Annotated in this window: 25 protein-coding genes and 1 pseudogene; 10 read left to right on the top strand and 16 right to left on the bottom strand. The window is 67.0% G+C overall.

Annotated elements, in window-relative coordinates; all coding sequences use genetic code 11:
* Positions 1–59: 59 nt before the first annotated feature.
* A complete protein-coding gene (locus BST28_RS19520) occupies positions 60–1559 on the top strand; it encodes a bifunctional phosphatase PAP2/diacylglycerol kinase family protein (protein ID WP_083082504.1) in 1500 nt (499 codons plus the stop codon).
* A gap of 12 nt (positions 1560–1571) precedes the next feature.
* On the opposite strand, the pseudogene BST28_RS19515 reads toward BST28_RS19520, so the two are convergent.
* Positions 1572–2937: pseudogene (locus BST28_RS19515) on the bottom strand (acyl-CoA dehydrogenase family protein).
* Positions 2938–3042: 105 nt separating this feature from the next.
* Positions 3043–4023, bottom strand: a complete 981-nt coding sequence (locus tag BST28_RS19510) for a PE-PPE domain-containing protein (RefSeq protein ID WP_083082463.1) — start codon at positions 4021–4023, stop codon at positions 3043–3045.
* Between the two features lie 223 nt (positions 4024–4246).
* On the opposite strand from BST28_RS19510, the gene BST28_RS19505 reads away from it, so the two are divergent.
* The 3 genes from BST28_RS19505 to BST28_RS19495 all read left to right on the top strand — a co-directional run bounded on the left by BST28_RS19505 (position 4247) and on the right by BST28_RS19495 (position 7880).
* Positions 4247–5227: a PE-PPE domain-containing protein gene (locus tag BST28_RS19505; protein ID WP_165758117.1), complete on the top strand. Its 981-nt coding sequence runs from the start codon at positions 4247–4249 to the stop codon at positions 5225–5227.
* A 50-nt stretch (positions 5228–5277) separates the two neighbouring features.
* On the top strand, positions 5278–6789 hold the full coding sequence (locus tag BST28_RS19500) for a serine hydrolase domain-containing protein (RefSeq protein ID WP_207570147.1): 1512 nt from the start codon (positions 5278–5280) through the stop codon (positions 6787–6789).
* A 62-nt stretch (positions 6790–6851) separates the two neighbouring features.
* The gene (locus BST28_RS19495) at positions 6852–7880 is read left to right on the top strand and encodes a CobW family GTP-binding protein (protein ID WP_083082461.1); all 1029 of its coding nucleotides are present in this window, start codon (positions 6852–6854) and stop codon (positions 7878–7880) included.
* Positions 7881–7914: 34 nt separating this feature from the next.
* Here the strand turns inward: BST28_RS19495 and BST28_RS19490 are convergent, their stop codons facing one another.
* Together BST28_RS19490 and BST28_RS19485 are read right to left on the bottom strand one after the other, a co-directional pair.
* Positions 7915–8859, bottom strand: coding sequence for an alpha/beta fold hydrolase (locus tag BST28_RS19490; RefSeq protein ID WP_083082496.1), 945 nt, complete (start codon positions 8857–8859; stop codon positions 7915–7917).
* A gap of 112 nt (positions 8860–8971) precedes the next feature.
* The gene (locus tag BST28_RS19485; RefSeq protein ID WP_083082458.1) at positions 8972–9202 is read right to left on the bottom strand and encodes a hypothetical protein; all 231 of its coding nucleotides are present in this window, start codon (positions 9200–9202) and stop codon (positions 8972–8974) included.
* A 146-nt stretch (positions 9203–9348) separates the two neighbouring features.
* Here BST28_RS19485 and BST28_RS19480 point away from each other — a divergent pair, with 146 nt between their 5' ends.
* The gene (locus BST28_RS19480) at positions 9349–10326 is read left to right on the top strand and encodes a PE-PPE domain-containing protein (RefSeq protein ID WP_234808340.1); all 978 of its coding nucleotides are present in this window, start codon (positions 9349–9351) and stop codon (positions 10324–10326) included.
* Positions 10327–10414: 88 nt separating this feature from the next.
* Here the strand turns inward: BST28_RS19480 and BST28_RS19475 are convergent, their stop codons facing one another.
* Complete coding sequence (locus BST28_RS19475; protein WP_083082455.1) at positions 10415–11803, bottom strand: oxygenase MpaB family protein; 1389 nt, start codon at positions 11801–11803, stop codon at positions 10415–10417.
* A 392-nt stretch (positions 11804–12195) separates the two neighbouring features.
* Here BST28_RS19475 and BST28_RS19470 point away from each other — a divergent pair, with 392 nt between their 5' ends.
* Positions 12196–12624: a Rid family hydrolase gene (locus BST28_RS19470; RefSeq protein ID WP_065287040.1), complete on the top strand. Its 429-nt coding sequence runs from the start codon at positions 12196–12198 to the stop codon at positions 12622–12624.
* A gap of 13 nt (positions 12625–12637) precedes the next feature.
* On the opposite strand, the gene BST28_RS25160 is transcribed toward BST28_RS19470, so the two are convergent.
* Positions 12638–13876, bottom strand: a complete 1239-nt coding sequence (locus BST28_RS25160) for a PPE family protein (RefSeq protein ID WP_083082452.1) — start codon at positions 13874–13876, stop codon at positions 12638–12640.
* Positions 13877–14306: 430 nt separating this feature from the next.
* Here BST28_RS25160 and BST28_RS19460 point away from each other — a divergent pair, with 430 nt between their 5' ends.
* The 3 genes from BST28_RS19460 (at position 14307) to BST28_RS19450 (ending at position 16957) form a co-directional block, all read left to right on the top strand.
* On the top strand, positions 14307–15146 hold the full coding sequence (locus tag BST28_RS19460; RefSeq protein ID WP_083082449.1) for a Cof-type HAD-IIB family hydrolase: 840 nt from the start codon (positions 14307–14309) through the stop codon (positions 15144–15146).
* Positions 15143–15643, top strand: a complete 501-nt coding sequence (locus BST28_RS19455; RefSeq protein WP_083082446.1) for a DUF421 domain-containing protein — start codon at positions 15143–15145, stop codon at positions 15641–15643. Before BST28_RS19460 ends, BST28_RS19455 begins: the two co-directional genes overlap by 4 nt.
* A gap of 372 nt (positions 15644–16015) precedes the next feature.
* Complete coding sequence (locus BST28_RS19450) at positions 16016–16957, top strand: LysR family transcriptional regulator (protein WP_234808339.1); 942 nt, start codon at positions 16016–16018, stop codon at positions 16955–16957.
* Between the two features lie 61 nt (positions 16958–17018).
* Here the strand turns inward: BST28_RS19450 and BST28_RS19445 are convergent, their stop codons facing one another.
* The 7 genes from BST28_RS19445 to rpsF all read right to left on the bottom strand — a co-directional run bounded on the left by BST28_RS19445 (position 17019) and on the right by rpsF (position 22614).
* Positions 17019–17426, bottom strand: coding sequence for a GNAT family N-acetyltransferase (locus BST28_RS19445; RefSeq protein ID WP_234808338.1), 408 nt, complete (start codon positions 17424–17426; stop codon positions 17019–17021).
* 60 nt (positions 17427–17486) lie between these two features.
* Positions 17487–18725 carry a thiolase family protein gene (locus BST28_RS19440; protein ID WP_083082444.1) on the bottom strand — a complete coding sequence of 413 codons (1239 nt, stop codon included), beginning with the start codon at positions 18723–18725 and terminating at the stop codon, positions 17487–17489.
* Between the two features lie 352 nt (positions 18726–19077).
* Positions 19078–20454: a replicative DNA helicase gene (dnaB, locus tag BST28_RS19435; protein ID WP_019736052.1), complete on the bottom strand. Its 1377-nt coding sequence runs from the start codon at positions 20452–20454 to the stop codon at positions 19078–19080.
* A gap of 494 nt (positions 20455–20948) precedes the next feature.
* Complete coding sequence (gene rplI, locus BST28_RS19430; RefSeq protein WP_019736051.1) at positions 20949–21407, bottom strand: 50S ribosomal protein L9; 459 nt, start codon at positions 21405–21407, stop codon at positions 20949–20951.
* 32 nt (positions 21408–21439) lie between these two features.
* Complete coding sequence (gene rpsR, locus BST28_RS19425) at positions 21440–21694, bottom strand: 30S ribosomal protein S18 (RefSeq protein WP_019736050.1); 255 nt, start codon at positions 21692–21694, stop codon at positions 21440–21442.
* Between the two features lie 33 nt (positions 21695–21727).
* Entirely contained in the window at positions 21728–22246 is a 519-nt protein-coding gene (gene ssb, locus BST28_RS19420) for a single-stranded DNA-binding protein (protein ID WP_019736049.1), read from the bottom strand.
* A 77-nt stretch (positions 22247–22323) separates the two neighbouring features.
* Complete coding sequence (gene rpsF, locus BST28_RS19415) at positions 22324–22614, bottom strand: 30S ribosomal protein S6 (RefSeq protein WP_083082442.1); 291 nt, start codon at positions 22612–22614, stop codon at positions 22324–22326.
* A gap of 148 nt (positions 22615–22762) precedes the next feature.
* On the opposite strand from rpsF, the gene BST28_RS19410 reads away from it, so the two are divergent.
* The gene (locus BST28_RS19410; protein ID WP_083082440.1) at positions 22763–23464 is read left to right on the top strand and encodes a sensor domain-containing protein; all 702 of its coding nucleotides are present in this window, start codon (positions 22763–22765) and stop codon (positions 23462–23464) included.
* A gap of 14 nt (positions 23465–23478) precedes the next feature.
* On the opposite strand, the gene BST28_RS19405 is transcribed toward BST28_RS19410, so the two are convergent.
* From BST28_RS19405 to BST28_RS19395, 3 genes are all read right to left on the bottom strand, one after another.
* On the bottom strand, positions 23479–24276 hold the full coding sequence (locus tag BST28_RS19405; RefSeq protein WP_133054337.1) for a sensor domain-containing protein: 798 nt from the start codon (positions 24274–24276) through the stop codon (positions 23479–23481).
* 33 nt (positions 24277–24309) lie between these two features.
* Entirely contained in the window at positions 24310–24936 is a 627-nt protein-coding gene (locus BST28_RS19400; protein ID WP_272937543.1) for a sensor domain-containing protein, read from the bottom strand.
* A 141-nt stretch (positions 24937–25077) separates the two neighbouring features.
* Positions 25078–26694: a glycosyltransferase family 87 protein gene (locus tag BST28_RS19395; protein ID WP_083082484.1), complete on the bottom strand. Its 1617-nt coding sequence runs from the start codon at positions 26692–26694 to the stop codon at positions 25078–25080.
* Between the last annotated feature and the right edge of the window lie 38 nt (positions 26695–26732).

The raw sequence follows: 26732 nt of genomic DNA, 5'->3' as shown, positions 1-26732 counted from the left end.
GGTCTACCGCACGGCACCTGCAGCGGGCCGGCGGACGGAGGAGCACTGCTGTGGTCAAGATGACGCCATTGCGGCGTCGGCGTTCCGGGCTTGCCCAGGTAACCGAGGGCCTCGGCAGGCTCGACGCCGAGGTGTTTCGGGCGGTCGCGCACTCGCCCAGCCGACTGCTCGACACCACCATGCCGGCCCTGAGCCGCGCCGCCGACCATTCGAAACTGTGGCTGGCACTGGCGGCGGGCATGGCCCTGACCGGCCGCCCCGCTGCCCGGCGTGCTGCCGCGCGCGGGGTGGTCAGCCTGGCGGTCACCAGCCTGGTGACAAACCAAGTGGTCAAGCGGATCCGGCCCCGAGCGCGCCCCGACATCATGCAGGTACCGCTGCTGCGCCGCGCTCGCCGGCTGCCGCTGTCGAACTCGTTGCCGTCCGGTCATTCCGCCAGCGCGGCGGCCTTCGCCACCGGGGCGGGGCTGGAGAGCCCGCTGCTGGGCCTGCCCATCGCCGGGCTGGCCGGCCTGGTCGGCCTGTCCCGGATCGCCACCGGCGCCCACTACCCCGGCGATGTGCTCGCCGGGCTGAGCATCGGTACCACGATCGCGGTGTTGGGGGCCCGACTCGTGCCGCCGATCGCGTCCCCGCCGCCGCCGCACGCCGCGGCCGTGCGGGTCGCCTGCCCCGCGCGTCCCGACGGCGCCGGTGTGACCTTGGTGGTCAACCCCCGGTCCGGCGGCGGGCGGGCCGCCGAGGTCGCCGCCCAGGTGCGCGAAGCGCTGTCGGCACTGACCGTCGTCGAACTCGGCCCCGACGACGACGTCGCCGAAGCGTTGCGCCGGGCCGCCGACTCCGCTGAGGTGCTCGCGGTCGCCGGCGGCGACGGGTCGGTGGCCGCGGCGGCCGACGTGGCGGTGGAACGCGATCTGCCGTTGGCGGTGTTTCCCGGCGGCACGCTGAATCACTTCGCCAAGGACCTCGGCTGTGACACCACCGAGAAAACCATCCGGGCCATTGCCGAAGGCAGCCTGTCGCGGGTGGACGTGGTGCGGTTCAACGATGAGACGACGGTGGTCAACACGGCTAGCATCGGCGCCTACCCGACCTTCGTCCGCCGGCGAGAGCGGCTGCAGCACAAGCTCGGAAAGCCGCTGGCCAGCGCCTACGCCATGCTGATGACGCTGCGCCGCGAACGGCCGGTGCGCATCACCTACGACGACAAGACACTGCAGACGTCGCTGTTCTTCCTCGGCAACTCCGCATATCTGCCGGCCGGCTTCGCTCCCGCCGTACGGCACCGGATGGACGACGGGCTGTTGGACGTGCGGATCCTGGAAGCCGGCCGGCCGTGGTCCACGCTGCGGATCACCGCGGCCCTGTTGACCGGTCGGCTGCAACGGAGTCGGCTCTACCACGAGCTGAGGGTGCCGAAATTCCGGTTCACCGCAGCCGACGGTCCCATCCCGATCGCCTGCGACGGGGAAGTCGAAAACCCGTGCACGGAGGCGGAGTTCACCGTGTGCTACCGCGCTTTACAAGTGTTTCGGCCGATGCCGTCGGACGCGGGGTGACGACCTGATCCGTCATCTCGGCGGACGCAGGACTTTCATGGCTGCCCGCAGCACCGGTGCGGGGATGCGGTCCTGCATCGCCAGTGCGCCGGCCGCGGCCCGGGTACGCAGGGGTGTGCCGCGACCGAACATCCGGTTCAACGGACCGCCGGACGGCTCGATCTCGACGTGCAGCGGCGGGGTGCCGACCGCCGCGCCCAGCGCCTGCGCGATCACCATCCGCTGAATCTCGCTCGTGCCTTCGAAGATGGTGTACAACTTGGCATCTCGGTACCACTTCTCTACCGGATGGTCGGTGATGTAGCCCCAGCCGCCCAGGGTCTGAATGGCACGCTCGGTGACCCGTACCGGCCAGCTTGGCCATCGACCCCTCGCCCCGGTTGAAGGCGATCCCGTTGGCGGCCATCCACGATGCCCGCCAGGTCAGCAGCCGCGCGGCGTCGATCGCGGTGGCCAGCTCGGCCAGCGGGAACGCGATGCCCTGGTTGTCGATGATCGGGCCGCCGAAGGCCTCCCGGCGGGTGGCGTAGTCGGTCGCGTATTCCAGGGCGGCGCGGGCGATCCCGATGGCCTGCGCGGCGACCATCGGCCGGGTCTGCTCGAAGGTGCTCAGTGTTGCCGAACCGGGTGACGCAGCGCCGGACAGGATTTCGCGGGCTTTGGCGAGTTTGTGGTCGAGCTTGTCCTGACCGCCGAGCAGATTGTCCGCCGGGATGCGGACGCCGTCGAACCGCAGTTCGGCGGTGTGGGAGGCCCGGCAGCCCAACTTGTCGAGTTTGCGCACCAATTCCAGCCCCGGGCTGCCGCCGGGCACGATGAACAGCGCCTGACCCCGGTGGCCCAGGTCCGGGTCGACGACCGCGTTGACCACGTGCACGTTGGCGATGCCGCCGTTGCCGATCCACATCTTGTGGCCGTCGATGATCCAGTCCTCGCCGTCACGGCGGGCGGTGGTGCGCAGGTTACGGACGTCGCTGCCGCCTTCGGGCTCGGAGATCGCCAGGGCCGCTAGTTTGAGATCGCCCGGCGTGCCGAAGCATTCCGGCGCCCATTGCAGCATCTGTTCGGCGGTGGCGGCCTGCCCGATCGCTGATAGCGCCAACGCCGGCATCACGATCGCCAGCCCGATGCCGGCGCAGCCCCAGAACAGCTCTTCCATGAACATCGGCAACGACAGGCCCGTGGAATCGCCGATCAGGTCGCGGTAGAACAACGGGCTGTAGAAGCCCAGCGTCGCGGCCTCCTCGAGCACCGGCCACGGGAAGTCCTGGCGCTGGTCGTAGTCGAGTGCGACCGGCCGGATCACCGATTCGGCGAATTGGTGGGCGCGGCGGGCCAGGTCGTGCTGCGCCGCCGTCGGCGTGAGGTCGAAGCCCATGGACCGGTCCCCTTAGCCGTCAAGGTCGGCGTCGAAGTCGCCGGCCCGAACTCCTGGGATTGCCGCTTCGTCGACGCGTCAAACGCCGCGGCCGGACCAGACCGCTCAGGCCGCCGGGAACCAGTAGTCGAGCGTATCTTCGACCCCGCCCCAGTCGACGCCCATCCAGTCGGTGAAGAAGCCCTCGATGTTGCCGAAAGCGTTGTAAATAAAGGCCACAATCGAATTGAACAGGGCGTCTAACCCGGCGCTGTCGAGCAATCCGTTACCGAAAGCGTTGAGCCAGGCGCCGAACTGGTCGATGTCACCGGAGATGTCGATGTTGGTGATCATGCCGTTGACGGTGCCGGTGTGGTCGGCGACCTGCTCGGGGGTGAGCCCGAGGTACATGACGTGCTCGTAGAACAGCCCGAGGATCGAGTTGGAGCCGGCGTCGGCGACGGGATCACCCGGGAAGGTGTAGATGGTTGTCGGGAAAGCGTCGTTGGGGGTCTGGTTGCCGTTGAGGATGGGCATGTCGAACAGCCGGTCCCAGAGGGTGTCGCTGGTGTTGTTCGGCCAGCTGCCGTTCGCATCGGATGGGTCACCGATGAACACAAAGTGCAGCGCCTGCGGGTCGACGCCGTCGTGGGCCAGCTGCGCCATCGCGATGGAGGCGGCCGTGGCGCCCTGCGAGTAGCCGAACACAAACAGCGGATGGTCGGCGTCGAAGCCGCCCGGGTTGGCCTCGAGCTGGGCCTGGACCGCCCCTACGATCTCGGCCGCGCCGACGAAACTGCTGTGGCCCTGCAAGATGAGTTGCGGGGTGCTCAGCACCTGCAGCGGGGAGTCGCAGTCGCCGACGCCGATCACGCACACCGTCGGGTCGTCTCCGGCGTCGAATCCCAGCGGCTGCAGGAACAGATCGGCCGCGGTCTGGGCGAAGGTCGCCGACGGCGTCGGCAGCATGGTGCCGCCGACGAAGATCGCGGTGTCCGACAGCAGCGTGACATGTGCGAGCGTCGTGTGGATTGCCGGGGTGCCGGCGGCGCCGGCGGCGATGACGCTCGCGACCGCGAGAGGAGCGAAAGCTTTGGTTACGTTCATTCCGACACACCTAGGGCTTATGTAAGAGCTGGTCGACCGAACTAGAAGAGCCGATAATGCCATTCTTGCGTCAGGAGAGTCAATGGAGAAGCCCCCGGCATGTGCGCGCTGGCCAGCGCTATTCGGCGGCCGGTCATTGACTTCCGCCGGGCGCGCCTGCCATGATCGCCCTCAGGTAATTTTTAGTTTCCGGTAGCCGGCAGGCCGGTGGTGGGGGGCGCCCGTGATACTGACCAAGGCCTTCGCCCCGATCGCGATTGCCGGCACCGTGGCGGGCGGCGTATACGCCGCTCCGGCGGCACACGCCACGCAGATCGACGTGAGCCTGCTTTCCGGCACGGCGTTCTTCGTCGGCCCGACGATCTTGTCGACGCCGTCGCCGGCCTTCGCCCAGACCGCGGCAGACCTCTTCCTGCAGCCCTTGGGGTTCGACGGCGGCGACGACGCGGCCTCGTGCGTGGTCGGCGCCGGCGTCTGCGACGCGCCGCTGCGGATCCTGTCCACCCCGGCCCTCATCCAGCAGGGCCACAGCAGTTTCGTCGGCGCGGCCGAGATCGTGCGGGCGGTGCACGCCGAACTCAACGCCAACCCGGACGCCTACGACGCCGAGCACCCGCTGTTCGTGTTCGGGTGGTCGCAGGGCGCCACGGCCGGTTCGATCGCCATGGCCCAGCTGGCCCACGACGGCGTCGACTCGGACCTGCTGCATTTCGTGTTCATCGGCAATCCGGTCGGGGCGGACACCGCGTCGCCGGATATGGGTGGCGGCTCATCTCCCGACTTCTTCGACACCGCCCTGCTCAACGGCGTCCAGACCCCCAACGACGCGTTCGCGGTGACCGACTACACGATCCCCGGCGACCCGGTCACCGACCCAACGTCCACCTCCGAGTTGGGGTTGTTCTACGAGCACATGATGTACCTGGGGCTCACACCCGATCAGGTGGCCAACCACGTGGCAACCTCCGACGGGATGATCACCGACATCGACATCTCCGGTGACTTCGACCAGTTCGGTGCCTGGCTCAACGCGTGGCCGCACGGGCTGGTCGACAGCGGCTGGTGGGAAGGCCTGTTCTACTCGGCGGTGGCCTTCGTCTACAGCGCCTTCGGCAACATCGAGGGCTTCTTCGGCGACTGGCTGGGCATCCCCTGGAGCGGGGTCGAGGACACCCTCGACTTCTGGTTCCCGCCGGAGGTCTAGCGCGTCGGTCGTGGTAGTCCGTACAGCTCGTTACCGTCGATGCTGTGACCATGTCGCGATCGCGCATGACCCGGGCCTGCGCCGTGGGAGTCGTCGCGTTCGCGCTGGCGGCGGCCCCGTCGTGTAACCACCCGGAGCCCCCGCCACCGCACACCGGCACCCCGGCCGCCACGGTGCCCGGCACACCACGCGAGGATGCGCCCTACCTGCCTCGCGAGGAGCTGGTCGCACCGGTCTCTGCGCTGATGAACGACGCGATCGCGGTCCCCCGGCTGCCGGGCGCGGTGGTCCGGATCGGGCACGCCGGCACGATCGCCTTCAGCGGCGCCTTCGGCGTGCGCAAACTCGACGGCGAACCCGGGCTCGACGGCTCACCCTCGCCGGCCGAACCGATGACCGAGGACACGATATTCGACATCGCGTCGTTGACGAAGTGCCTCGCGACGGCAGTCGCCGTCTTGCAGCTGTACGAACAGGGCCGGGTCGAGATCGACGAACCGGTGCAGACCTACCTGCCGGAGTTCAACGGGGCCGACGACCCCCGACGCGCCCAGGTGACCTTGCGCATGCTGCTCACCCACACCTCGGGCATCGGGGGCGATCTGAGCCACCAGGGCCCGTGGGGCCTGACCGAGGCCGACAAGGCCGGCGGTGTTCATCGCGCACTGACCGCACCGCTGGAATTCGGCCCCGGCGAGGTTTTCCACTACTCGGACATCGGCTTCATCATCCTGGGCACGCTGGTCGAGTCGATGAGCGGCCAACCGTTGGACACCTACGTGCAGGACAACATCTTTACTCCGCTGGGCATGACCGACACCCGCTACCTGCCCGCCGCCAAAGCCTGTGGACCCCACCAGATCCGCGGTACAGCCATCGCCTGGGACGCGAGCGCATCCCCGGACGACGACTGCCCGGCGGGTAGCTGGAGCACCGACCTGTTGGCCCGCATCGCGCCGACCGCACATGACGAGGACACCCCCGGGATCAACCCCGACTACGACCAACTGCTGCGCGGCGCCGTGCAGGACCCGACGGCGCGGCGCATGGGCGGGGTAGCCGGCAGCGCCGGAGTGTTCTCCACCGCCGGCGATATCGGCAGGTACGCCCAGGCGTTACTCGATCGGCTCGCGGGCCGCCCGAGCCCGTTCCCGCTGCGGCGATCGACCCTGCAGTTGATGACCACTCCCCAGCAACCCGGGCACGACGGCGCACAGGTCGCGGCCGCGAACGCCGCTGCACAACAAGCGAATGCGGCTACGCCCAATAGGATCGATCCGCTGCTGGCCGCGAACTATCCGGCGATCAGCGGCCAGGATCTCCGGGGCTTCGGCTGGGACAGCGATACGCCGCACTCCCGGCCGCGCGGGATGATCTTTCCGATCGGGAGCTTCGGGCACACCGGGTTCACCGGCGTGACGCTGTGGATCGACCCGGGCTCGGACACGTACGTGATCGTTCTCGCGAACGTGATCCATCAGCGTGGCGGTCCGCCCATCGCAGGGCTCAGCGGCGATGTGGCCACCGTGACCGGCCGGGCGCTGCATCTGTACGGCAACTGAAGAGCCGGCTTGCATCCACCCCACGGTCACGCACTGGCGCGGGTACCGCCGATAATGGCCGGGTGGCCGATCGCAACACGCCCGCTATCCCCGTCATCGCGCTGACGGGGTATCTCGGGGCCGGCAAGACCACACTGCTCAACCATGTGCTGCGCGCACCGGGTGCGCGAATCGGCGTCGTTATCAACGACTTCGGTGAACTCAACGTAGACGCAGGCCTGGTCACGGGCCAGGTCGATGAGCCGGTGTCCATCGCCGGAGGATGTATCTGCTGTCTTCCCGACGAGGGCGGGCTCGATGACGCGCTGGAGAAGCTGGCCGACCCGAAGCTGGCGCTCGACGCGATCATCATCGAGGCCAGTGGGGTGGCCGAACCCACGGCGATATCCCGCATGATTCGGTTCAGCGGAGTGGAGCGGATTCGCCACGGCGGCGTCGTCGACGTCATCGACGCGGCGGAACACTTCGACACCGTCGACACCGGGAACGCTCCCCCGCTGCGCTACGGCGCGGCGTCTCTGATCGTGGTCAACAAGTTGGATCGGATCGCCGAGCACGCTCGCCCAGAAACTCTTGCCCGGGTGGAAGCCCGTGTACGCGAGCTGAATCCCGACGCCTACGTGGTGGGCGCGGTGGCCGGACGCGTGGACCCCCGGTTGCTCTACGACGTCAGCGACGGCGGGGAGTCCGGGCAGATGTCGTTTCGGGAGCTGCTTCTCGAGGAGGCTGTTGGCGGTCACGACGAGCATCACGACCATGTGCACTCCACGGCGGTCACCGTCGTGGGTGACGGTGCAGTTGACCCCGGGCCGCTCATCGACCTACTGGAGCGGCCGCCGCAGGGCGTCTACCGGATCAAAGGCACCGTCGGGATCGGCAAGCGTCACTACCTGGTCAACGTCGTCGGCACGTCGGTGCATGTGGTGACCGAGCCTGCGGGCTCAGATGCCAGCCATCTCGTCGCGATCGGCACGCACCTCGACACCGAGGGCGTTCGCGCGCAGCTCGAGGACGCGCTGCGCCCGGCCCCGGAGAAGGTGGCGGCCGCCGGGATGCGGCGGTTGCAGCGGCTGCGGCGGACCAGCATCTAGGTCTTGGTTGCTCCGCCGCTGCTGCGCCGGCTTTTCAACCCTGTGCGGGTCCGATGAACTCGACGCCCGCGCGAATCGCGGGGCGGTGTCGCAAGATTCGGAAGTGCGCCAGCTGGCCGAGTCCCTGTGTCGTCATCAAGTCGGCGCCCGGCCAAGACGCGACGACACGTTCACTGGTCTCATAGGGTGTCTCGGGGTCGTCGGGGTCGTGGATGAGCAGCAGCGGCGGGTAGCCGGTCTTCTGGGCGATCCGAACCATGTTGGTGTCCTCCAGCGACATGCCGATTCGGCGTTCCAGGCGTCGATGCAGGCCGGCGCGGATCCGTCGTCCGAAGTTGTGGCGCACGGCGAACAGATCAAGGTAGATCGGGAACTCGCCCATCGGCGCAAGGAACACCAAACGTCCGACCGTCGCTCCCCACGACGCCGCGAAGGCGGTCGCGTTGGCCCCGAGGGAGTGGGCGACAACCGCGCGGGCCGGCCCGTGCGTCCGGATCATGGCTGCCACCGCTTCGGCGCATTCGATGGCGGTGGTGCGACCGGGGGCGAGCGCGCCCGGATCGGACTCGTTGTGGCTGGGCAGGTCGAACGCGATCACCCGATGCCCGGATCCGACGAGAGGTTTGATGAACATGCCCAGGTGCGGGCGACGCCCGCCCCAGCCGTGCACCAGATAGACCGGGGGTCCCTCGCCCCAGGCCTCGCCCACGATCCGGTGCCCGTTCCAGTGCGCTTCCAGCGGCTGACCGGGCGGAACGCCGGGCGGCATCCGCAGACTCGACTCCATGACCGGTGGGGTGCACCACAATTCAGTCGCCCACCGCGAACCGATTGCCGGCGCGACTCGCTCCAGTAGCCAGAAGGCCCGGCGCACCCGCGGGGTGACCGGCGGTTGGACACCGGAGCCCTCCACATCGAGAACGATGGGGTTGGCAGCATCGCCGTCACCGCCGTCGGAGCCGGCGCGATCTGGGTGCAGTTTTCGTCGACCGGTTGGGCGGTTCGTTGAGTCCGGCACACATCGAGGGTAGCGAGGCGATGCCAGGCAGGCCCGTCTTTGCCGGGCCTGTCTCGCCCCGGACGGCCAGGATTCAGACGTTGGCGGTCAGTGTCGAGCAGGATGGGTCAGCTGCCCGTGGACCGCTTTCGGGCGTCAGCTCGAATACCGGGTGCTTGGCAGCTTCGCCGACGAACGCGGCTTCAGGATCGGCGGGCCCGAGGTCGAAGTAGGGCCGGGTGACCTTGACATCCTGTACGTATCGACGCAGCACCGGGCCGGCGACCATCGCCGGAACCAGAAATCTGATGACGGTATTGACCACTCGTCGTGCTGGACCTAATCGGTAAACGCGGGCCACACCCGCCATCGTGTCACCCGGCCGTCGACACCCCCCGCGCTGGATACCACTCGCCACCGTTGTCTCGCAAAACTCGGTCCGTCCTCGGTCCAGAATGAAAGGATGCGACGGTGAACGGATACGGGATGTTTACCCACGTCACCGCCATTGCCATGCTCGTCGGCGCCGCTACAGCGCCGATCACCCAAGCCGCTGACACCCAGGTGACCCTGTTGTCTGCAGACGGTCCGCTCTCGGGCAGTCAGACGGCGATCATCATCGGGGGAACCGTTGAGCCCACCCCATCGGTGGATTTCGCGCGGGCCGCCGAGACGCTGTATCTCAATGCGCTGGGTTTCAACGACGGCGCGACCGGCTCCACGGTCTGTTACATGGACGGCACCGACCCGTGCAGCGCTGCATTGCAGGTGCTGACCACCCCCCAACTGCTTCAACAGGGTCACAGCACTCTTACCGGCGCGTCGAATCTGGTTCTGGCCGTGGAGAATGCACTCGCCGCGAACCCCGGGGCCTACAGCGCCGAGCATCCGTTGACGGTGTTCGAGTACTCGCAGGGCGCTGCGGTCGGCTCAGTCGCGATGACCCGGCTCGCCGAAGCCGGCGTCCCCAGCGAGCTGCTGCACTTCGTGTTCATCGGCAGCCCCGACACCGCGGACGGAATATGGCCCAACGTGCTGGCCGACCTGAACGCGGTATTCGGTCCGGATATCACGAACTTCATCGTCAAGCTTTTCGACCTGGAAGACGTCCTGGGCCTGGTGACGCCGAATGATCTGTACCCGGCGACGATCTACACGATCGACAATGACTTCGCCGCGGACTGGCAAGGCAACTTCGACACCTGGGGCCTGTGGGGCGAGCTGGTGCCCGGCCTCATTCGGCATGGCGAGTATCTGGGGTTGGCGCCCGAGCAGATCGCCGACGCAACCACCTCGACCGACGGTCTTTTGACCTACGTCGACATCTCCGATGACATCGACAACATCGGTGCCGCCGTCAACGCCATTGCGCACGGCGGGATCCTCAGCAGTGGGTTGTTCGAGGCCCTGTTCGATTCCTTGGTGTTCGCGCTGACCGGTTCGTACTGAGGGACAACAGATTCGAAGCCGCGCGGAGCGATCGAGAACACCGCCTCACTGCGGGTAGCATCCCGGCATACTTCCGTGCGACACCGCGTCAGCCGGTGAAACCCTCGCCCGATGTCGAACGGTCATGATGGGTGTAGTTCAGCGCGATCTGCAGGTTGCCGGCGATCTTGTTCAGCATCGCGATCCGCTCGCGCGCAACCGCGCCCGTCCTCTTGCGGTGCTCGCGGATCGGGTTGGACCACGGCAGCTGGTCGGCCACTGTGGCGATGCGAACGTTGAGCTTGGTGAACCTCTCGAAAGCCTGCACGCGACGTCGGAAGTCGTAGGCCAGCGGCTCGAATATCGTGCCCGCCAGCATGGCGTCGATCTGCTCGTACCCGAACACGACGCCGGCCGGCGCGAAAGCGATCATCGCCGTGATCTGGTTGGCGTACTTGGATATCAGCTTCTTGATCGGGCCCGGCAGCGTCCCGGTAAGGGTCTGCAGGTGTTCAGGACCGGCGATCGCGTCGACGAGCTCGGCGCGCCAGGGAGAGGGGTTGCCGCCTCGGGCGAGGACGTAGTTCAGCGATTTGATCAGCTCTAGGCCGTTGGCGGAGTGCAGCCGCTCGGGCGCACCCCACAATCGGGCCGAGAACGAGGAGTACTCGGCGAGATCCTCCAGTTGGTTCGGCGTCAGCTTGCGCCCGAAGGCATGGTCGACGAGACGGCTGAGCAGCAGGCCGCTGCCGAATCCCAGCAGCGACGTCACGGGAATGGGTTCTCCGAATTTGAGATAGACGTCGTCACCCCATTTGCGCCGTAGGCCACGACTGGCCAGGGCGTGCATCAACCGCACCCGCACCACATTCTGGAATGCCTCCGATTGCCGGTCGAAGATCTCCGGCAAGGCGAACACGGCGAAGACGCGGGCTGTTTCGATGAAGCGGCGCGGGCCGTCGTCGACGAAACGGCCAGTGGCCCCGGTGGCCGCGGAGATGTCGCCGGTCATCGCGGTCTCATATACCGCCCAGCCGCGGATGATCGTGGTGGCCGCCATCGTGGCCGACATCGCCAGTATCCGGCCTCGTTCGGCGGCGGCGAGGTCGAACTGATCGGGCAGCTGATCCACATGCTCGAAGAGGTCGACGAACTCTTGGGGCGGGTCTTCAAGTGTGTCGATGCCCTGGGCCAGAGCCTGCTCGAACAGCGCACGGCCCTGCTCGTATCCAAGGCGTTCGAACGCCTCGACGACGCCGATCATCTGTTCGTCGCGCTGCCAGAAATAGTCGTCGCGCATCCGGGTGATGTCGTTGGGTTCGACCTCTTTATCGATATCGATCCACGGCCCGAAGATGATCTCGCGCATCTTGCGCCACTGGGCGGCGAAATGGTCACGACCTGGCGGGATAGGCCGTAACGGCCGGTCCGGATGATCGCGTCGATTGAAATCGACGTCTTCCAGGAGGATCTTTGGACGCTCACCGGTCACAGTCATGCGGCAACCCAACCTCGGTATAGCGGATACTGATTACGACGTTAGCGCACGACGGCGCGATGTGGACCACCGTTTTCTTAGACCGATCCCTTCGCCTTTGCCTCGCCGATTTCGACTTCCGGCGGACACGTTTCGGTCCCCCCGTGCGTCACCAGGGCGATCGGCGGTGACAGAACGCAAGAGGTGACTCGCGTCGAGGACCGGTATTGGTCGCGGTAATGGCGGCCCATTCCACTGGCCGACGACGTGAGGTTTCATCGCGCCATCGCTCGTAGGCTCGAAGGCACTGTCGGCTCCGGTCGGATCGTGAACGCCGCCGGCGAACGTGGTTCTCAGACCACCAGATCCCCGTGATCTTCGCTTCGACAGACAACGAGGAGAGGCCAACCCGCATGACCAAGCTCGAGTTCTTCGACACCCCCGGATACGGGCAGATCGCCCGTACCCGCAACCGCTACAGCCAAGCACTACGCATCGGTGATCGAGTGGAGATCTCCGGGCAGGGCGGCTGGGACGCTGATTTCACCTTGACCACGACGTCTCTGAGGGACGAGATCGCCAAGGCGTGTGACAACGTCGAAAAGACCCTGGCCGCGGCCGGCGCCAGCTGGCGCGACGTTGTCAACATCCACTCGTACCACGTCCCCACGGCGGTGGATTCCATTGGTGATGAACACATGTCGGAGATGGTCGCTCAGTTCCGCCAGCGGCTCGGTGATATCGCTCCGTTGTGGACCGCGGTGGGTGTCGAGGCACTCGCGCTGCCCGAACAACATATTGAGATCGAGGTCGTCGCCATCGTCCGATCCGACAGCGAATAGGCACTGGGCTCCGCTATCCAGCAGCTGGCGGGCGGCCCATCACGACCGGACGACCGCCGGATGTGGTGCCGCCCAAGGCACGTTCGATCAGGCTCAGTAGCGCCATCTCGGTCAGCGGGCTTTCTGGCGTAGCCACTGAGCTTTGCGCACCGGGACCGGGACCGGCGGATCTGGCGGTAGCGCCCGCGGCTCGCCCGGCCACGCTCGCCAGCGCTATCTCGCTCAACAGGCTTCCCGGACCGGCTGCCAAACCGGCCGAGCCGGCGCCGAGACCCGTCGCCGACAAGGCTGCGGCCACCGTCTTTACCGCCGGTGCCGTTGTGGCCCAGGTCTGCGGCACCGACAGCCCGTTGAACGAGGGCGCCTGGCCCAGCTGCGCCGACACCGCCCGCCCGCCACCCGAACCGCCGCCTGCGGGGCCCATCGCCCTCGTTTCGAAGTCGTCGATTCGGCTCAAAATCCGGTCCCCGACGTCGACGATGCGCAGCCGCGTGTCCTGACCGGTGGTGCTGGCCAGCGAGGCGGACGCCCAGGCCGCCGATGTGATGCCCGTTCCCACACTGCTCAACGGCGTGCCCAGCGGGGTAACCCCCAGGACGCCCAACACATCCAGGAGTCCGGGAACTCCGCCCGCGCCCGAGGCGGCCGACGGCACTGATTCCAGTGGTGTCGACAACAGCTTCAGCGCTGTGGGCACTGCGGAGGTCAGCTGCGACAGCCCCGTCCCGGTGTTTGCCGCCGCCGAGGGGGTGAACGGTGTGAGCGTTGCGGCGGCCGCTGACGCCCCCGCGTAGCCGTACATGGCAGCGGCATCCTGCGCCCACATCTGGAGGTACTGGCTCTCGGTAGCGGCGATCGCGGGGGTGTTCTGCCCGAACAGGTTCGTTGCGACCAGCGTCGTCAACAAGCTGCGGTTGGCCGCGATCAGCGGTGGGGGCACCGTCGCCGCGAACGCCGTCTCATAGGCCGCCGCGGCCATTCTGGCTTGGGTTGCCGTCTGCTCGGCCTGAGCGGCAGTGGCGCTCAGCCACGCGACATACGGGGCGGTCGCGGCCGCCATCGACGCCGACGATGCGCCCAGCCACGGCCCCTCGGTCAACCCCGCCACCACAGACCGATAGGAGCCGGCCGCGGAATGCAACTCCTCAGCCAGGGCGTCCCAGGCCACTGCAGCGGCGAGCATCGACTCCGAGCCGGGGCCCGAATACATCAGTGCCGAAGTGATTTCCGGCGCCATCATGGCGAAATCCACTGCTACCTCTCTCCTTAACCGGCGGCGGTGCCGTTACCGGCCGGGTTTGTCCGCATTTCCGGTGGAGCCATAACGGATGACACGATCTTCCCTCCTGAACCAGATTTGCCGGCGCCGCGTATACGAGCCGAAAGATGCGCGCCCGCACCGAACCGTTCAACGCGTCAGCCCTGGCGGCGCACTGCCTTCGCTCATTCACCGTTTTTCTCGGTGGAATAACCGGTTCGAATAGGGCGACGTCAACTCCACTGACTGACGTGTTGCGCTGCGGGCGTCATCTCTCCTGTTGCCCCCGGGATTCGTCGACCGCTCATGGTCGGGCGCCCATTTCACCCGGGTGAACCGGCTCCGAAGGTGATGACTTCTCACCCGGGCCGCCGACAGGCTTTTATCGATGCGTTGCGGGCATTCTTCTGCGCTGAAAGGTGACATGACTCTTTACTCCCATCCGATCCGATTGCTGCTCGCCGATGTCGACGGCACCCTGGTGACCGGTGACAAGGTCCTCACCGAACGCTCCGTCGCCACCGTCGCCGCGCTGCGCGATGCCGGAATACTCTTCGCCGTAACCAGTGGCCGCCCGCCGCGAGGGATGTCAACGCTTATCGAAACACTCGATCTCACAACACCGATCGCCGCGTTCAACGGTGCACTGTTCATCCGCCCCGACATGTCGGTGATCGAACAACGTCTCATCCCGGACGACGTGGCGGCGGCCGTGATCGAACTGCTGGACGTCCAGGGAATGGGTGTGTGGGCCTACCGTGACATGGACTGGTTGGTGCCGGATATACGGGGCGCTCACGTCGCCCACGAGGCCTCGACGGTCGGTTTCGAACCGACGCTGGTGGGCGAGATCGAGTCGATCACACAGCGGGTGGCCAAAGTGGTTGGGGTCAGCGACGACTACGACGCGGTGCAGACGGCGGCGGCCCTGGTGCGCAAGCGCTTCGGCGACAGCGTGTCGGCTGCCAGATCCCAGCCCTACTACCTCGACATCACCCATCCGCGTGCCAACAAGGGCGCTGTCGTCCGTTACCTGGCCACAACCTACGACATCGCTCCCGAACAGATCGCCACGATCGGCGACATGCCGAACGACGTCCGCATGTTCGAGCAGTCAGGACTCAGCATCGCGATGGGTAACGCGAGCGACGAGGTCAAACGTGCGGCACGTTGTGTCACCACGACAAACGAAGATGACGGCTTTGCGAACGCCGTGGAGCAATTCATCCTTGGCCGTAACCCCTGCGTCGCTGAAATCACATGAACCACTACATTTCTGATGCCCTGATCGGCGATGGCCATGCCATGGTCGATGCGATTGTGAAGGCGTCGGCGCTGTTCCTGACGGCGACCGTGCTGTTCCGGTTCACCGAGCGGCGCACCTTGGCGGAGTTCGCGCCGTTCGACTGGATCGCTGCCGTGGCCGCCGGCGCGATCGTGGGACGCTCTGCGACCGCCACCGACACCTCATGGCTCGCCGCAACGGCTGCGCTGATGAGCTTGCTGTTGACCCATGCTGCTGTGGCCAGGCTGCGGTTGGTTCCCGGGCTCCAGAAGTTCATCGATCCACCGGTGCAGGTGCTGATCCGGGACGGCCGCATCGAGCGGCGCAATCTGCGCCGCTGCGGCCTGAGCACAACCGACTTACAAGCGGTGCTGCGCCAGCACGGACACTGCGGCATCGACGACGTTCACCTGGCCGTCTTCGAGTCGAAAGGGGCGATCTCCATCGTGCCGTCGTCCCGCGGCCAGACGCACTGAGGCGGGTCGCGCTGCGGAGGTATCGACGCATATCACCCGGGTGAAGTACCGGAGCGGATGATGCCAACCCACCCGACCGTCACCGAGGCTGGGGTTATGGCCCAGATGACGACGCCGGTCTTCGGCGGCTCCGCACACCGTGCTTGGTGATCAGCGCGGAGAGTTGCGGTGACTGAGCAAGGCGTGCCGAAGGCCGACTCACACGGCGCCCAAGCGCGTGGCCGGGCCGGGCTCACCGCCGTACCGACAAGGTTGAGCACCGGCGTACCACCGCGCGCCGCCCGCAGGAGTCCATCGCAATCAGTGATCGGGGCCGGCAAACCTGAACGCACGGCGCGCAACCCGGCCTTCGCCTTGCAGGCGGTTGAGCTTGTGGATCGGACCGGTTCGCTGGGGCGCAGCCATGCGGTTCTGACACTCGCCAGGCTGGAAGCCTTCATCGCCGTGGTCGAAGAGGGCACGGTGTCGGCCGCCGGGCGCCGGCTCTACCTCAGCCAGCCGGCCGTGTCACAGACGGTCAACGCCCTGGAGCGCCAACTCGGTGTGCAATTGCTGTTGCGCAGTAACACCGGTGTCCGAACCACCGCGGCCGGAATGGCTCTGCTGTCGGAGGCGCGCGCCATCCTGACGCGCCACGATCAGCTGGTGCGCACGGTGATGGCCGCCGCGGTCGACTCCTCCGGTGTCATCCGGTTGGGCATCCCCGATGAACTGCCCGCGGGTCTACTTCGTGCTGTCGCCCGATTCGCCACCGACCACCCAGGCATGCGCGTGATACCGCGCCACCTACCGATGACGGCACAACTGGACAACTTGCGCCGCGGGAATCTGGACGTGTCGTTGATGCGCGAGCACCCCGCCGGGAACGAGTTCGACACCATGTTGGTGGCCCGGGAGAACCTCGGCATCATTCTGGCCGGTGAGCTCGCCGCTAAACTCTCCGGGCCGGACGGTATCCGCCTCAACTCGCTGGCCGGGCTGCGATGGATCGGCTTGCCTCGCTCGGGTAGCCCCGCCTGGTACGACGAACTGGCTGCGACACTGCGTAGCCACGGTATCGACACCGGCAATCACACAGACGGCGAAACGTTCGTGATCCCCTCCGTCACCCTTACCGCACTCAGTGCCGGCCACGCGTTTGCGTTCGCGTCGCAGGAGTGGTCCCAGCCTCTGCCAGAGACTGTGGTGTGGCGTCGGCTAGCCGACTACCCCGTGGTGCGCCGCACCTGGGCGGTGTGGCCGGCCGAAAGCCGTAACCGCGATGTCGCCCAGTTGATTGCCGCCTTCGATTGGTGCCCGACGGATCCGGCCTAGCCACCGCCGGCGGATGCGCCGATCCCGTCCGAGCATCGCGTGGTGCAGGCGGTGGTGTCGGCTAAGGCTCGACGCTGTCGGAAGCCGACGGCGTCGCGGGCCGCGACAACGGGCGGAGCAATACCCGGTATTGGTCGGTGACCAGGTCCTGATATTCGGGATGATGCAGAATGTAGTTCGCCGTGATCTTGCATCGCGGGATGACCGTGTGCCCGGCACCGCGGACCAATGAGAGCACCCCGTCGATCATCGCCGAGGAGACACCCCGGTCACGCCACTGGGTATCGACTTGGGTGGCCATCAACACGATGTGGTCGCGGTACCAGCGGTAGGGTTGCCGACCGATCACCTGACCGTCCACGGCCGCCTCGAAGTGCGCGAGTCGGGCGTTATCGCTGATGATCATCCGTAGTCCGTCGTGGGCACTGCGTTCGACAGTGCCCATCGGCGCCGGCGATTCACTCATCATCACGTATCCCTTCCTCGTGGCATCACGGTTTGCCGATCCGGTGCCTCGATGACATGACGGTTATTGCGCCTCAGGGTTTTCCAGCACTACCGCAACCGCCTGCCCGGAGCCGATGCACACTCCGATCACGCCGTAGCGTGCGCCGCGCTCCCGAAGCTCGAGGGACACCGTCAACAGATACCGCGCCCCGGTCGCACCGAACGGGTGCCCGATCGCCACCGCACCACCGTTGGGTGTGAGCTTGTCGTCGGGCACGAAAAAGCCGTCGAGTTGATTGGGTAACTCGCGCAACACCCCCAGGGCCTGCGCACTGAACGCCTCGTGGATCTCCCAGATATCGATCTGTTCGGGGGTCAGGCCCGCGCGGCGGATCGCCGCCGGCATCGCCCACGCCGGGGCGATACCCATGATGAGTGGATCGATCCCATACACGGCGCTGGAGACCACCCTGGCCAACGGCCGTACACCCAATTCGGCCGCACGCTCCTTCGAGCCGATCAGTACCGCGCTGGCACCGTCACTCAAGGGCGTGGAGTTCCCCGCCGTCATCTGGGTCGTCCCCGGTTGGACGGGAAGTGTCGCCAGCACCTCGGCAGTGGTGTCATCCCGGATGAACTCGTCATGTTCGACCACATGCGCCGCTGTCTTCCTGGTCGCCGCGACGGGCACCGGCATGATCTCGGCGGCCAGTCTCCCGCGGTCCCGAGCGGCCCGGGCATTGCGCTGTGAGCGCAGCGCAAACTCGTCAATCTCCGGTCGGCTCAACGAATAGCGATTCGCGACGTTCTGCGCGGTCTCGATCATGCCGATGTAGGCGTTGCGGGCCAGCAACGCCGGATTCGGCGGGCCACCGGCACCGCTCCACATGGTGTCGAGCATGAACACCGGACCTCGTGGGCTGAACGGCGCGTCGCCTTTCATCAGCGCCCAACCCGACCGCGACATCGATTCGACCCCACACGCGATGCCCAGGCCCAGGTCTCCCGCCTTGACCGCGTGGGCGATGCTCACCGCAGCACTCAACGACGAGCCGCAGAACCGATTCACGGTCGCGCCCGCGACGGTGTCCGGGAATCCCGCGGCAAGCACGGCCCATCGTGCGATATCACCCATACCCTCGTGGGCGGTGTTCACGCACCCGGCGAGGACGTCTTCGACCGCGTCCGGGGGAACGCCCACCCGTTCGCATGCGCCCTTGAGCGTCATTCCCAACAGGTCGTCGGGACGGATCGCCGACAGCGCGCCGCCGTACCGGGCAAACGGAGTCCGCACTCCGCCGAGGACGTACGCCTCACTCATCAGGACACCTTCCACCGAAGCAACGCAGACTGGCTTCCGCCCAGGCTGCCGCGGCACCGGGTGAATCGTCATCACCCCAAACGCAACTCGCCCGGGTGATTTTCCTGAAAGTCGTGCCCAGCGCGCCGAGGTGCACTCAGCGGGGTATCACCGCACGCATCGTTTCGTCGCGCAGGCCGAAACGGCGCGTCAGAAAAGAAGATATTGTTGCGCCATCAGAACATCGGTGGCCGGCGCGTGCTCCATCAATCGCCGTCCACCCGCACCGCATTGGTGTCCGGGTCTTCTATACCCGCATGGCGGTTTTCTCCGGCAGATCCACCTCGCCCACGTACCTTCTCGGCCGCGCCCTCTAGTGCGCCATGTTCGTAAACCGCGACAAGTGCAGCTGGTGTGCCACCGTGACCGTCTTCGTCGGCCCGTTACGGTGCTTGGCCAGGATCAGGTCGGCTTCGCCGCCACGGGGGTCGTCGCGCTCGAAGGCATCGGGACGGTGAAGCAGGATCACCATGTCCGCATCTTGCTCCAGGCTGCCCGATTCACGCAGGTCGGCCAGCATCGGCTTCTTGTCGGTGCGCTGCTCGGGACCACGATTGAGCTGGCTGAGTGCAATGACCGGGAGCTCGAGCTCCTTGGCCAGCAGCTTGAGGTGCCGGGAGAATTCCGAGACCTCGATCTGGCGTGACTCGACCTTCTTGCCCGAGGTCATCAGCTGCAGATAGTCGACCACCACCAGCCGCAGGTCGGCCTTCTGCTTCAGCCGGCGGGCCTTGGCGCGGATCTCCATCATGGTCAGGTTCGGCGAGTCGTCGATGTAGAGCGGCGCCTCGCTGATCTCGCTCATCCGCCGGGCCAGCCGGGTCCAGTCGTCGTCGGTCATCCGGCCCGAGCGCATGTCGCCGAGCTTGATCTTCGCCTCCGCCGAGAGCAGTCGCATGACGATCTCGGACTTGCCCATCTCCAGCGAGAAGATGACGCTGGGCATCCGGTGCTTGATCGAGCACGACCGCATGAAATCCAGCGCCAGTGTGGATTTGCCCATGCCCGGGCGGGCCGCGATGATCACCATCTGCCCCGGGTGCAGCCCGTTGGTGACCTCATCGAGGTCGGTGAAACCGGTCGGCACCCCGCGCGCCACCCCGCCGTGCGAGGCGATCGCGTCGATCTCATCCATGGTGGGCTGCAGCAGGTCTTCGAGCGGGACGAAGTCCTCGGAGAGCCGACGGTCGGCGACGTCGTAGATCTCGGCCTGGGCCCGGTCGACGATCTCGGCCACATCGGCGCCCTCCGCGCCGGCGTAGCCGTACTGCACCACCCGGGTGCCGGCCTCCACCAGCCGCCGCAGCAGCGCCTTCTCAGCGACGATGCCCGCGTAGTAGCCGGCATTGGCTGCGGTCGGCACCGTGGAGATCAGGGTGTGCAGATACGGGGCGCCGCCCACCCGGCGCAGCAGGCCGCGGCGGTCGAGTTCGGCGGCCACCGTCACCGGGTCGGCCGGCTCGCCGCGCCCGTAGAGATCCAGAATCGCGTCGTAGATGTTCTGGTGCACCGGGCGGTAGAAGTCACCGGGGCGCACCCGCTCCAACACGTCGGCGATGGCGTCCTTGCTCAGCAGCATGCCGCCGAGCACCGACTGTTCTGCGGCAAGATCCTGGGGCGGCTGGCGTCCGACATCCTCGCGGGGCGGCTCCTCCAGTTCGGAGTGCCCGCGATCGTCGACCACTGCCATACGCCCCACCTCCTCAGCACGCCCGAACGTCTGTTCGACGTTGATACCCCGGCATGCTAGCCGTGGGCTGCGACATCTTGGACCGCCCCCGTCGCCGTCGTGCCGGGTTGACGCTAGGCGTTGCTGGCGGCCGTACCAAACGGGCTTGTTCACAAAGGTGTGGAACAAGTGTGCACACCGGTGCGCCAGTTGTTTGGGATGGTGGGGAACACCTGTGGATTGTTCTTCTACGGTGGCGTATAATCGCAGGTCAATCCCCCACACCCCGGCGTTTTCACTGTGGAAGACAATCTCTTCGGCGTGTCGTCCCAGGTTGCCGTCTTGGGCGTGTTGTCTTGCCGGCAGGTGGACGGTCTTCCACATCCGAGTGAATACCACCAAAGTCACACCCCACCCGAAAGTTAGCCAGAGTTAACCGAAGTTAACCGGATTTGGGCACAGCAAAGCCCCGGCGGAGCCGATCAGGGCCCCGCCGGGGCTGTGCGGGTAGGCGCTTAGTTCGCCGCGGCGACGTCGAGGGTGACGTCGACGTGGACCTCGGGGTGCAGATGCACCGAAACCGGGTGGCTGCCAACGGCCTTGATGTGCGCCTTGGGCAACCGGAGGATTCGCTTGTCGAGGTTGGGCCCGCCGGCCTTCTTGATCGCAGCAACCACATCGGCAGCGGTCACCGAACCGAACAACTTGCCCGAGTCGCCGGAGGTCTTCACCGGCAGCGAGATCGTGCCCAGCGCCTGCAGAGCTTCCTTGAGCTCCTTGGCGTGGTCGAGGTCGCGCACCTGCTTGGACTCGCGGGCGCGGCGGATGTCGTCGGCCTGCTTCTGCGCGCCACGCGAGGCGACGATCGCCAGCCCCCGCGGGAGCAGGTAGTTACGGCCGTATCCGTCCTTGACCTCAACGGTGTCTCCGGCCGCCCCGAGGTGGTCCACCTCAGCGGTCAAAATCAGCTTCATCGTTTCGTACTTTCTCGGATCTCTGTGGTCGGCTAGCGCGCCGACGAGGTGAAGGGCAGCAACGCGACCTCGCGAGCGTTCTTCACCGCGAGCGCGATGTCGCGCTGGTGCTGAACGCAGTTGCCGGTCACACGGCGGGCGCGGATCTTGCCCCGCTCACTGATGTAGGTGCGCAGCAGTGAGGTGTCCTTGTAGTCGATCACCTGCTTCTTGTTGGAGCAGAACGCACACTTGCGCGTCTTGATCGGCTTCTCGGGTGCCGGACGCCGCTTGTTGGATTTCGCCATCTATCTATCTCTTTCGTGCTGTGGTTCGTTGGTCTAAAAGGGCGGTTCGTCGTCGGCGCCGCCGAAGGAGCCGGACGCCGGAGCACTGCCCCACGGGTCCTCCGCGGGAGCGCCGCCGGACATCCCCGCCGGAGCCGACGCCGCAGCGCCGCCGCCCCCGCCGAAGCCGCCTCCGCCGCCGCCGCGGCTGACCTTGTTGATCTTGGCTGTGGCGTACCGCAACGAGGGGCCGATCTCGTCGACCTCTACCTCGTAGACGGTGCGCTTTTCGCCCTCGCGGGTTTCGAAGGACCGCTGCCGCAGCCGCCCGGTGACGATCACCCGCGATCCGCGGGTAAGGCTCTCAGCGACGTTCTCCGCGGCCTCACGCCAGATGTTGCACCGCAGGAACAGCGCGTCGCCGTCCTTCCACTCACCGCTCTGCCGGTCGTAGACCCGCGGGGTGGACGCCACCGTGAAGTTGGCGACCGCCGCCCCCGAAGGGGTGAACCGCAGGTCCGGGTCCGCGGTCAGGTTTCCGACGACGGTGATCGTGGTGTCACCAATAGCCACGGGGCCCTCCTAGGATCGGTGTCAGCGTTTGATGCTGCATTCGCAGCATGAGCCTACGCAACGGCCGCGACAGCCTGCTACGACTTGTCGGTCCGCATCACCTTGGTGCGCAGCACCGCCTCGTTCAGGCTGAGCTGACGGTCAAGCTCGGACACCGTCGCCGGGGCGGCCTTGACGTCGATGACCGCGTAGATGCCCTCGGCATGCTTGGCGATCTCGTAGGCCAGCCGGCGCTTGCCCCAGATGTCGACCTTGTCGACCGTTCCGCCGCCCTTGCGGATCACGTTCAAGAACGTCTCCAGGGACGGGGCGACGGTGCGCTCGTCGAGAGTGGGGTCAAGGATGACCATGATTTCGTATGGACGCATGGGAACCTCATCACCTCCTATGGTCGTAGTGCGGCCGTGGATGTGACCACGGCAGGAGGGTCGCCTGCGTCGGCAACCCGGCTAGGCTACCGGAGGCACACCGTCGGTGCGAAATCGGTCAGACGCCCGCCCCATTACGCTCACCGACATGGTCGAACACCGTCGTGGCCGCGCCGCTCCGCCACATCACCGCACATCCGTTGTCCTGGGCGCGGTTGCCGTGGCGGCACTGGGCGGGTTTCCGGCGCCGGCAGTCGCGGATGACAACTGGGTACAGCCGGGCCAGGTCATGACACTGATCCCGTCCGACGACGAGGTCAGCACGTACTACGGGATGCCGATGCGCCCCTTCGGCCCGGTCAGCACGGCGCCAGGCGAGCCGGTGCATCTCAAGCAGCGCGACGACTGTCGGGACTTCTTCTCGGTAGGCACCTCCGACCTGGTCGGATCCGACTACGCCTCCTACCGGTCACAGGCCTGGGACAACACGTCGCAGGCGGCGCGCGCGATCGTGACCGTCGTGACCTTTCCGTCGGTGACCGCGGCAGGTGAGGCGTTCATGAACACCTACAACCAGGCTGCGGTCAACCGGTGCCGCAACGCGAAGGTGGTCGCGCCCGAGTTCGAGCCGGGCGCCACGATGGACCTGGTCCACATCGAACTGAACCCCGGGATCGTGTGCTCCTGGCTGTTCACCCAACGCAACTACGGCGCCAACTCCGGGTTCACCGTGGCGGCGCTCATCGCTCGTGGCGCGAACTTCATGGTGGTGGTGATGTCCAGCCAGTGGGGCAACGCCGCGGTGACCATGGACCGGCTGAGCCAGCACGTGCTGGACCGGGTGCACTGAGGCACCCCCGAAAATCAGGGGATCGGGATCCAGACCATCAGCCGCTCAGCGAGGCGGGCCGCGGCCTCGGCCGCGCCGGCACCACGCCGGCACACCGACGTGTAGAGCAGCACATTGCTTTTGACGTCGGCCTCATAAGCGCAATTCCAGTCGACCGGCTTGCCGTCGATATGTTGCGCGCGGCTCCACTGTGCGCGGGTGCCCTCGACGGCGGTCACGCGGAACTGCCAAGTGAGGTCGGCGGCGGTGTCACGCGGGTTGTGCACCACGACCCCGTCGCACTTGCGCAGCTCGGCGGGGAACGCCGCCGCGAACGCGCCGCGCGCCTTCTCCGGGTCGGGATAGGAGCCAGCGCCCTGACCGACGACCGTGTCGGCGTTTTCTTCACGATCCCTCTGCTGGGCACCTTTGTAGGCCGTCCACTCGAAGCCGAAGGCGGGCATGGCCGGGCCGAGCAGCACCGAGCACTCGGCGTGCTCAGTCAGATCCACCGGGGGCGCCGGCTGGTCGTAGCGCTTCTCGAAGCCCAACGGTGAACCGACAATGGGGCCGGAGACGTCAGGCGGCAACAGCAGCGTGCGCAACCGGTCGGGCAGCACCAGCGGCGGCGGAACCGGGGTCATCGAAGACCGGGCGGCGGGCTCACCGGTAGGAGCCACCGCCTCGGCAGTCTCGGCCTTGCTGGTATCACCGGGCGCCGGCAGCCGGACGGCCTGGGCGGATTCGCCGGCCGAGTCACCGCTGTGCGAACACCCCAGCAGCACCATCGCCGCGAGGCTCACCGCGCCCACACCTGCAAATACCCGCTTCATCAGGTCACTCCCGAACGATTCGTCGTACACCTGTCAGCTACCGATCCGATCCGCGGTCAGATCCGCAATTTGCGCTACGGTTGCCACCGGATTACCGAACTGGCATGCCCCGGCGCGATACATCACATTGCGCTGCAACCGAATCCGCGTCGAGCAGCGCCAGCCGGTCATATGTTGGTCACGGAGTTCGGAGATCGTCACGGCCAACGCGGAGCCGGTCACCGCGAGGGAATCCACGCGCCACGTCGTGCGCTCATCATTCTCGGCGGGCAGGATCGCCGTCCGGCAGCGCCCCGCCAGGTCGGCGTTGATGCTTTGCTGAAACACCCGCGATGCGGTTCGCCGGTCCGGATACGCTGCCAGACCTTGCCACACAAAGAAATTCAGGTCGTCGCTGTCCTGGTGCGCAACCTGCCGGTAGCCGGTGAACTCCCCGGTCCACAGGTCCTGATCGGAGACCGTCAGAACCTTGCAGTCGTTGCGGTCCCGCAGCCTCACCACAGCGCCGGGCCTTTTCCAACTGTCGGTTCCGTGCATCGGCAGCCCCACGATGCTGCTGACGTCCTCGTCGGACAGCAGCACCGCGCCGATCCGCCCGGGCGGCAGCCCGTCCGGGGCCGGCGCGGTTGTCGTCTTGGTGGCCGAAGACACGTTGGCCATCATCGCCTCGACGGGGGCTCCTGCCGTGGTCGCACCGCAGCCGGCGGTCGCCAGCGAGGCCAGCGTGCAGCACGCGGCGACGCGAACTGCACGGTTCATCCGATGCCTCATATCTTTCGGTAGCAGCGCCGGGTCAGACCGTCATGATGGTAGCGGTTGCTCGACGGTGCGGCGCCGTTCCGCGTTCGGCCGCAATCGCGCCGGCAGCCACCGCGGCGGCGCGTCCGGGGCCCGGTCGAACACCCCGCCGGCGGGATCGTCGACATCGCGCTCGCGCACCAGATCCCGCTCCGGGCGGTAGATCTGCCGGACCACCAGCGCGCACAGCCCCACTACCGCCAGATCGCGCACCAGCACCGTGGCGGTGAACCACTGCTCGGGCAGACTGCGATCCGGGACGCTGTAGAGGTAGTACATCCGCGGCACCCACACCAGCGCATCGACGGTCATCCAGGCCAGCAGCACCCGGCGATGCGGCAGGGCCAACACGGCCAGCGGCACCAGCCACAGCGAGAACTGCGGGCTCCACACCTTGTTGGTCAGCAGGAAGGCGGCCACCACCAGGAAGGCCAACTGGGCCAGGCGCGGCCGCCGCGGCGCGGTCAGCGCGATGTAGCCGATCCCGGCGCAGCACAATGCGAACAACGCGGTGACCACGAGGTTGAGCACCGTCGGGGGCTGCCACAACCCCAGGTCGCCGTCGAACCCGCGCCAGCCGGTCAACGACTTCACCACGTTGTACAGCGAATCCATGTCGTCGCCGCGGCGGGAGTTCAGCCGGAAGAACTCGCTCCAGCCCCGCGGCGCCAACACCAGGACCGGCAGGTTCACCGCCGTCCAGCTCAGCACCGTCGCCACCGCGGTGCGCTTGACCTCACCCAACCGCCCGGTCCGCAGCCCCAGCAACAGCAGCGGGAACAGCAGCAGCACCGGGTACAGCTTGGCGGCGATGCCCAACCCGAACAGCACCCCGGCGGCCACCGGCCGGCGCCGGGCCCACGCCAGCAGCCCGCAGCCGGCGAACGCGGTGGCCAGTGCGTCGAAGTTGGTGAAGATCTGGAAGATGACCAGCGGTGAGCCCGCCACCAGCGCCGCATCCCAGACCCGCCGTCCGGCCAGCCCGGCAGTCGACCACACCGTCGCCAACCAGGCCAGGGCCAAGCCCAGCGCGACGACGTCGAAGAAGACCACCACCTCGGCGACCCCGCTCAACGCCGGGATCTTCACCACCTTGCTGATCGCCGTGTAGGTCTTGGCCAGGGCCATCGCCGAGTACTGGTAGAGCCCGGTCACCACCGGATACTCCATGTACCGCTTCGCGGGCAGCCCGTCGTAGCGGATCTGCTCCTTGCCGGAGGAGTCCTTCTCCACCCAGCTGGACTTGTAGGGGAACTTGCCCTGGTCCAGTAGCTCCGCGGTGTAGAGCGGCACGACATCGGAGTAGCACAACTGAAAGTAGGCGCGCTCGTTGTCCCAGTTGGCCACCCGTTGATCGGGGGCGCCGCTGCCGACGCTCTGCAGGCACGGCGACTTGGTCGTCCAGCCCAATGCCAGAAACAGCACCCCGATCAGGAACATCACCCGTAGCGGCGTCATGAACCTGCTGCGCCCGATCAGCGCGTGCCGGCCCACCGGGCCGCCGACGGTGTTCGACAGTGCGCGCACGAATGCGTCGGTGCGGCTGGGCAGGTCGCGGTCGTCGGCACTGCGCAGATCAGCGGCCAACGGTTTCGGTGAGCACACGTCGCGTTGCGTCACGGCAGAGCCTCCGGCGCCGGCGGCGGCGGTGGCGGTGG

It is taken from the genome of Mycolicibacter kumamotonensis (genome assembly GCF_002086285.1).
GTDB lineage: Bacteria > Actinomycetota > Actinomycetes > Mycobacteriales > Mycobacteriaceae > Mycobacterium > Mycobacterium kumamotonense.
Note: the sequence above shows the minus strand (reverse complement) of the source record. Positions and strands in the feature narration are given on the sequence as shown.

Bases quoted from the DNA above. Each gene is read 5' to 3' on its own strand.
- BST28_RS19475 (WP_083082455.1), bottom strand. From the start codon at position 11,803: ATGACTGTGACCGGTGAGCGTCCAAAGATCCTCCTGGAAGACGTCGAT.
- BST28_RS19510 (WP_083082463.1), bottom strand. From the start codon at position 4,023: ATGAACGTAACCAAAGCTTTCGCTCCTCTCGCGGTCGCGAGCGTCATC.
- BST28_RS19470 (WP_065287040.1), top strand. From the start codon at position 12,196: ATGACCAAGCTCGAGTTCTTCGACACCCCCGGATACGGGCAGATCGCC.
- BST28_RS19460 (WP_083082449.1), top strand. From the start codon at position 14,307: ATGACTCTTTACTCCCATCCGATCCGATTGCTGCTCGCCGATGTCGAC.
- rplI (WP_019736051.1), bottom strand. From the start codon at position 21,407: ATGAAGCTGATTTTGACCGCTGAGGTGGACCACCTCGGGGCGGCCGGA.
- BST28_RS19500 (WP_207570147.1), top strand. From the start codon at position 5,278: ATGTCGCGATCGCGCATGACCCGGGCCTGCGCCGTGGGAGTCGTCGCG.
- rpsR (WP_019736050.1), bottom strand. From the start codon at position 21,694: ATGGCGAAATCCAACAAGCGGCGTCCGGCACCCGAGAAGCCGATCAAG.
- dnaB (WP_019736052.1), bottom strand. From the start codon at position 20,454: ATGGCAGTGGTCGACGATCGCGGGCACTCCGAACTGGAGGAGCCGCCC.
- BST28_RS19440 (WP_083082444.1), bottom strand. From the start codon at position 18,725: ATGAGTGAGGCGTACGTCCTCGGCGGAGTGCGGACTCCGTTTGCCCGG.
- rpsF (WP_083082442.1), bottom strand. From the start codon at position 22,614: ATGCGTCCATACGAAATCATGGTCATCCTTGACCCCACTCTCGACGAG.
- BST28_RS19520 (WP_083082504.1), top strand. From the start codon at position 60: ATGACGCCATTGCGGCGTCGGCGTTCCGGGCTTGCCCAGGTAACCGAG.
- BST28_RS19410 (WP_083082440.1), top strand. From the start codon at position 22,763: ATGGTCGAACACCGTCGTGGCCGCGCCGCTCCGCCACATCACCGCACA.
- BST28_RS19400 (WP_272937543.1), bottom strand. From the start codon at position 24,936: ATGGCCAACGTGTCTTCGGCCACCAAGACGACAACCGCGCCGGCCCCG.
- BST28_RS19445 (WP_234808338.1), bottom strand. From the start codon at position 17,426: ATGATGAGTGAATCGCCGGCGCCGATGGGCACTGTCGAACGCAGTGCC.
- BST28_RS19405 (WP_133054337.1), bottom strand. From the start codon at position 24,276: ATGAAGCGGGTATTTGCAGGTGTGGGCGCGGTGAGCCTCGCGGCGATG.
- BST28_RS19455 (WP_083082446.1), top strand. From the start codon at position 15,143: ATGAACCACTACATTTCTGATGCCCTGATCGGCGATGGCCATGCCATG.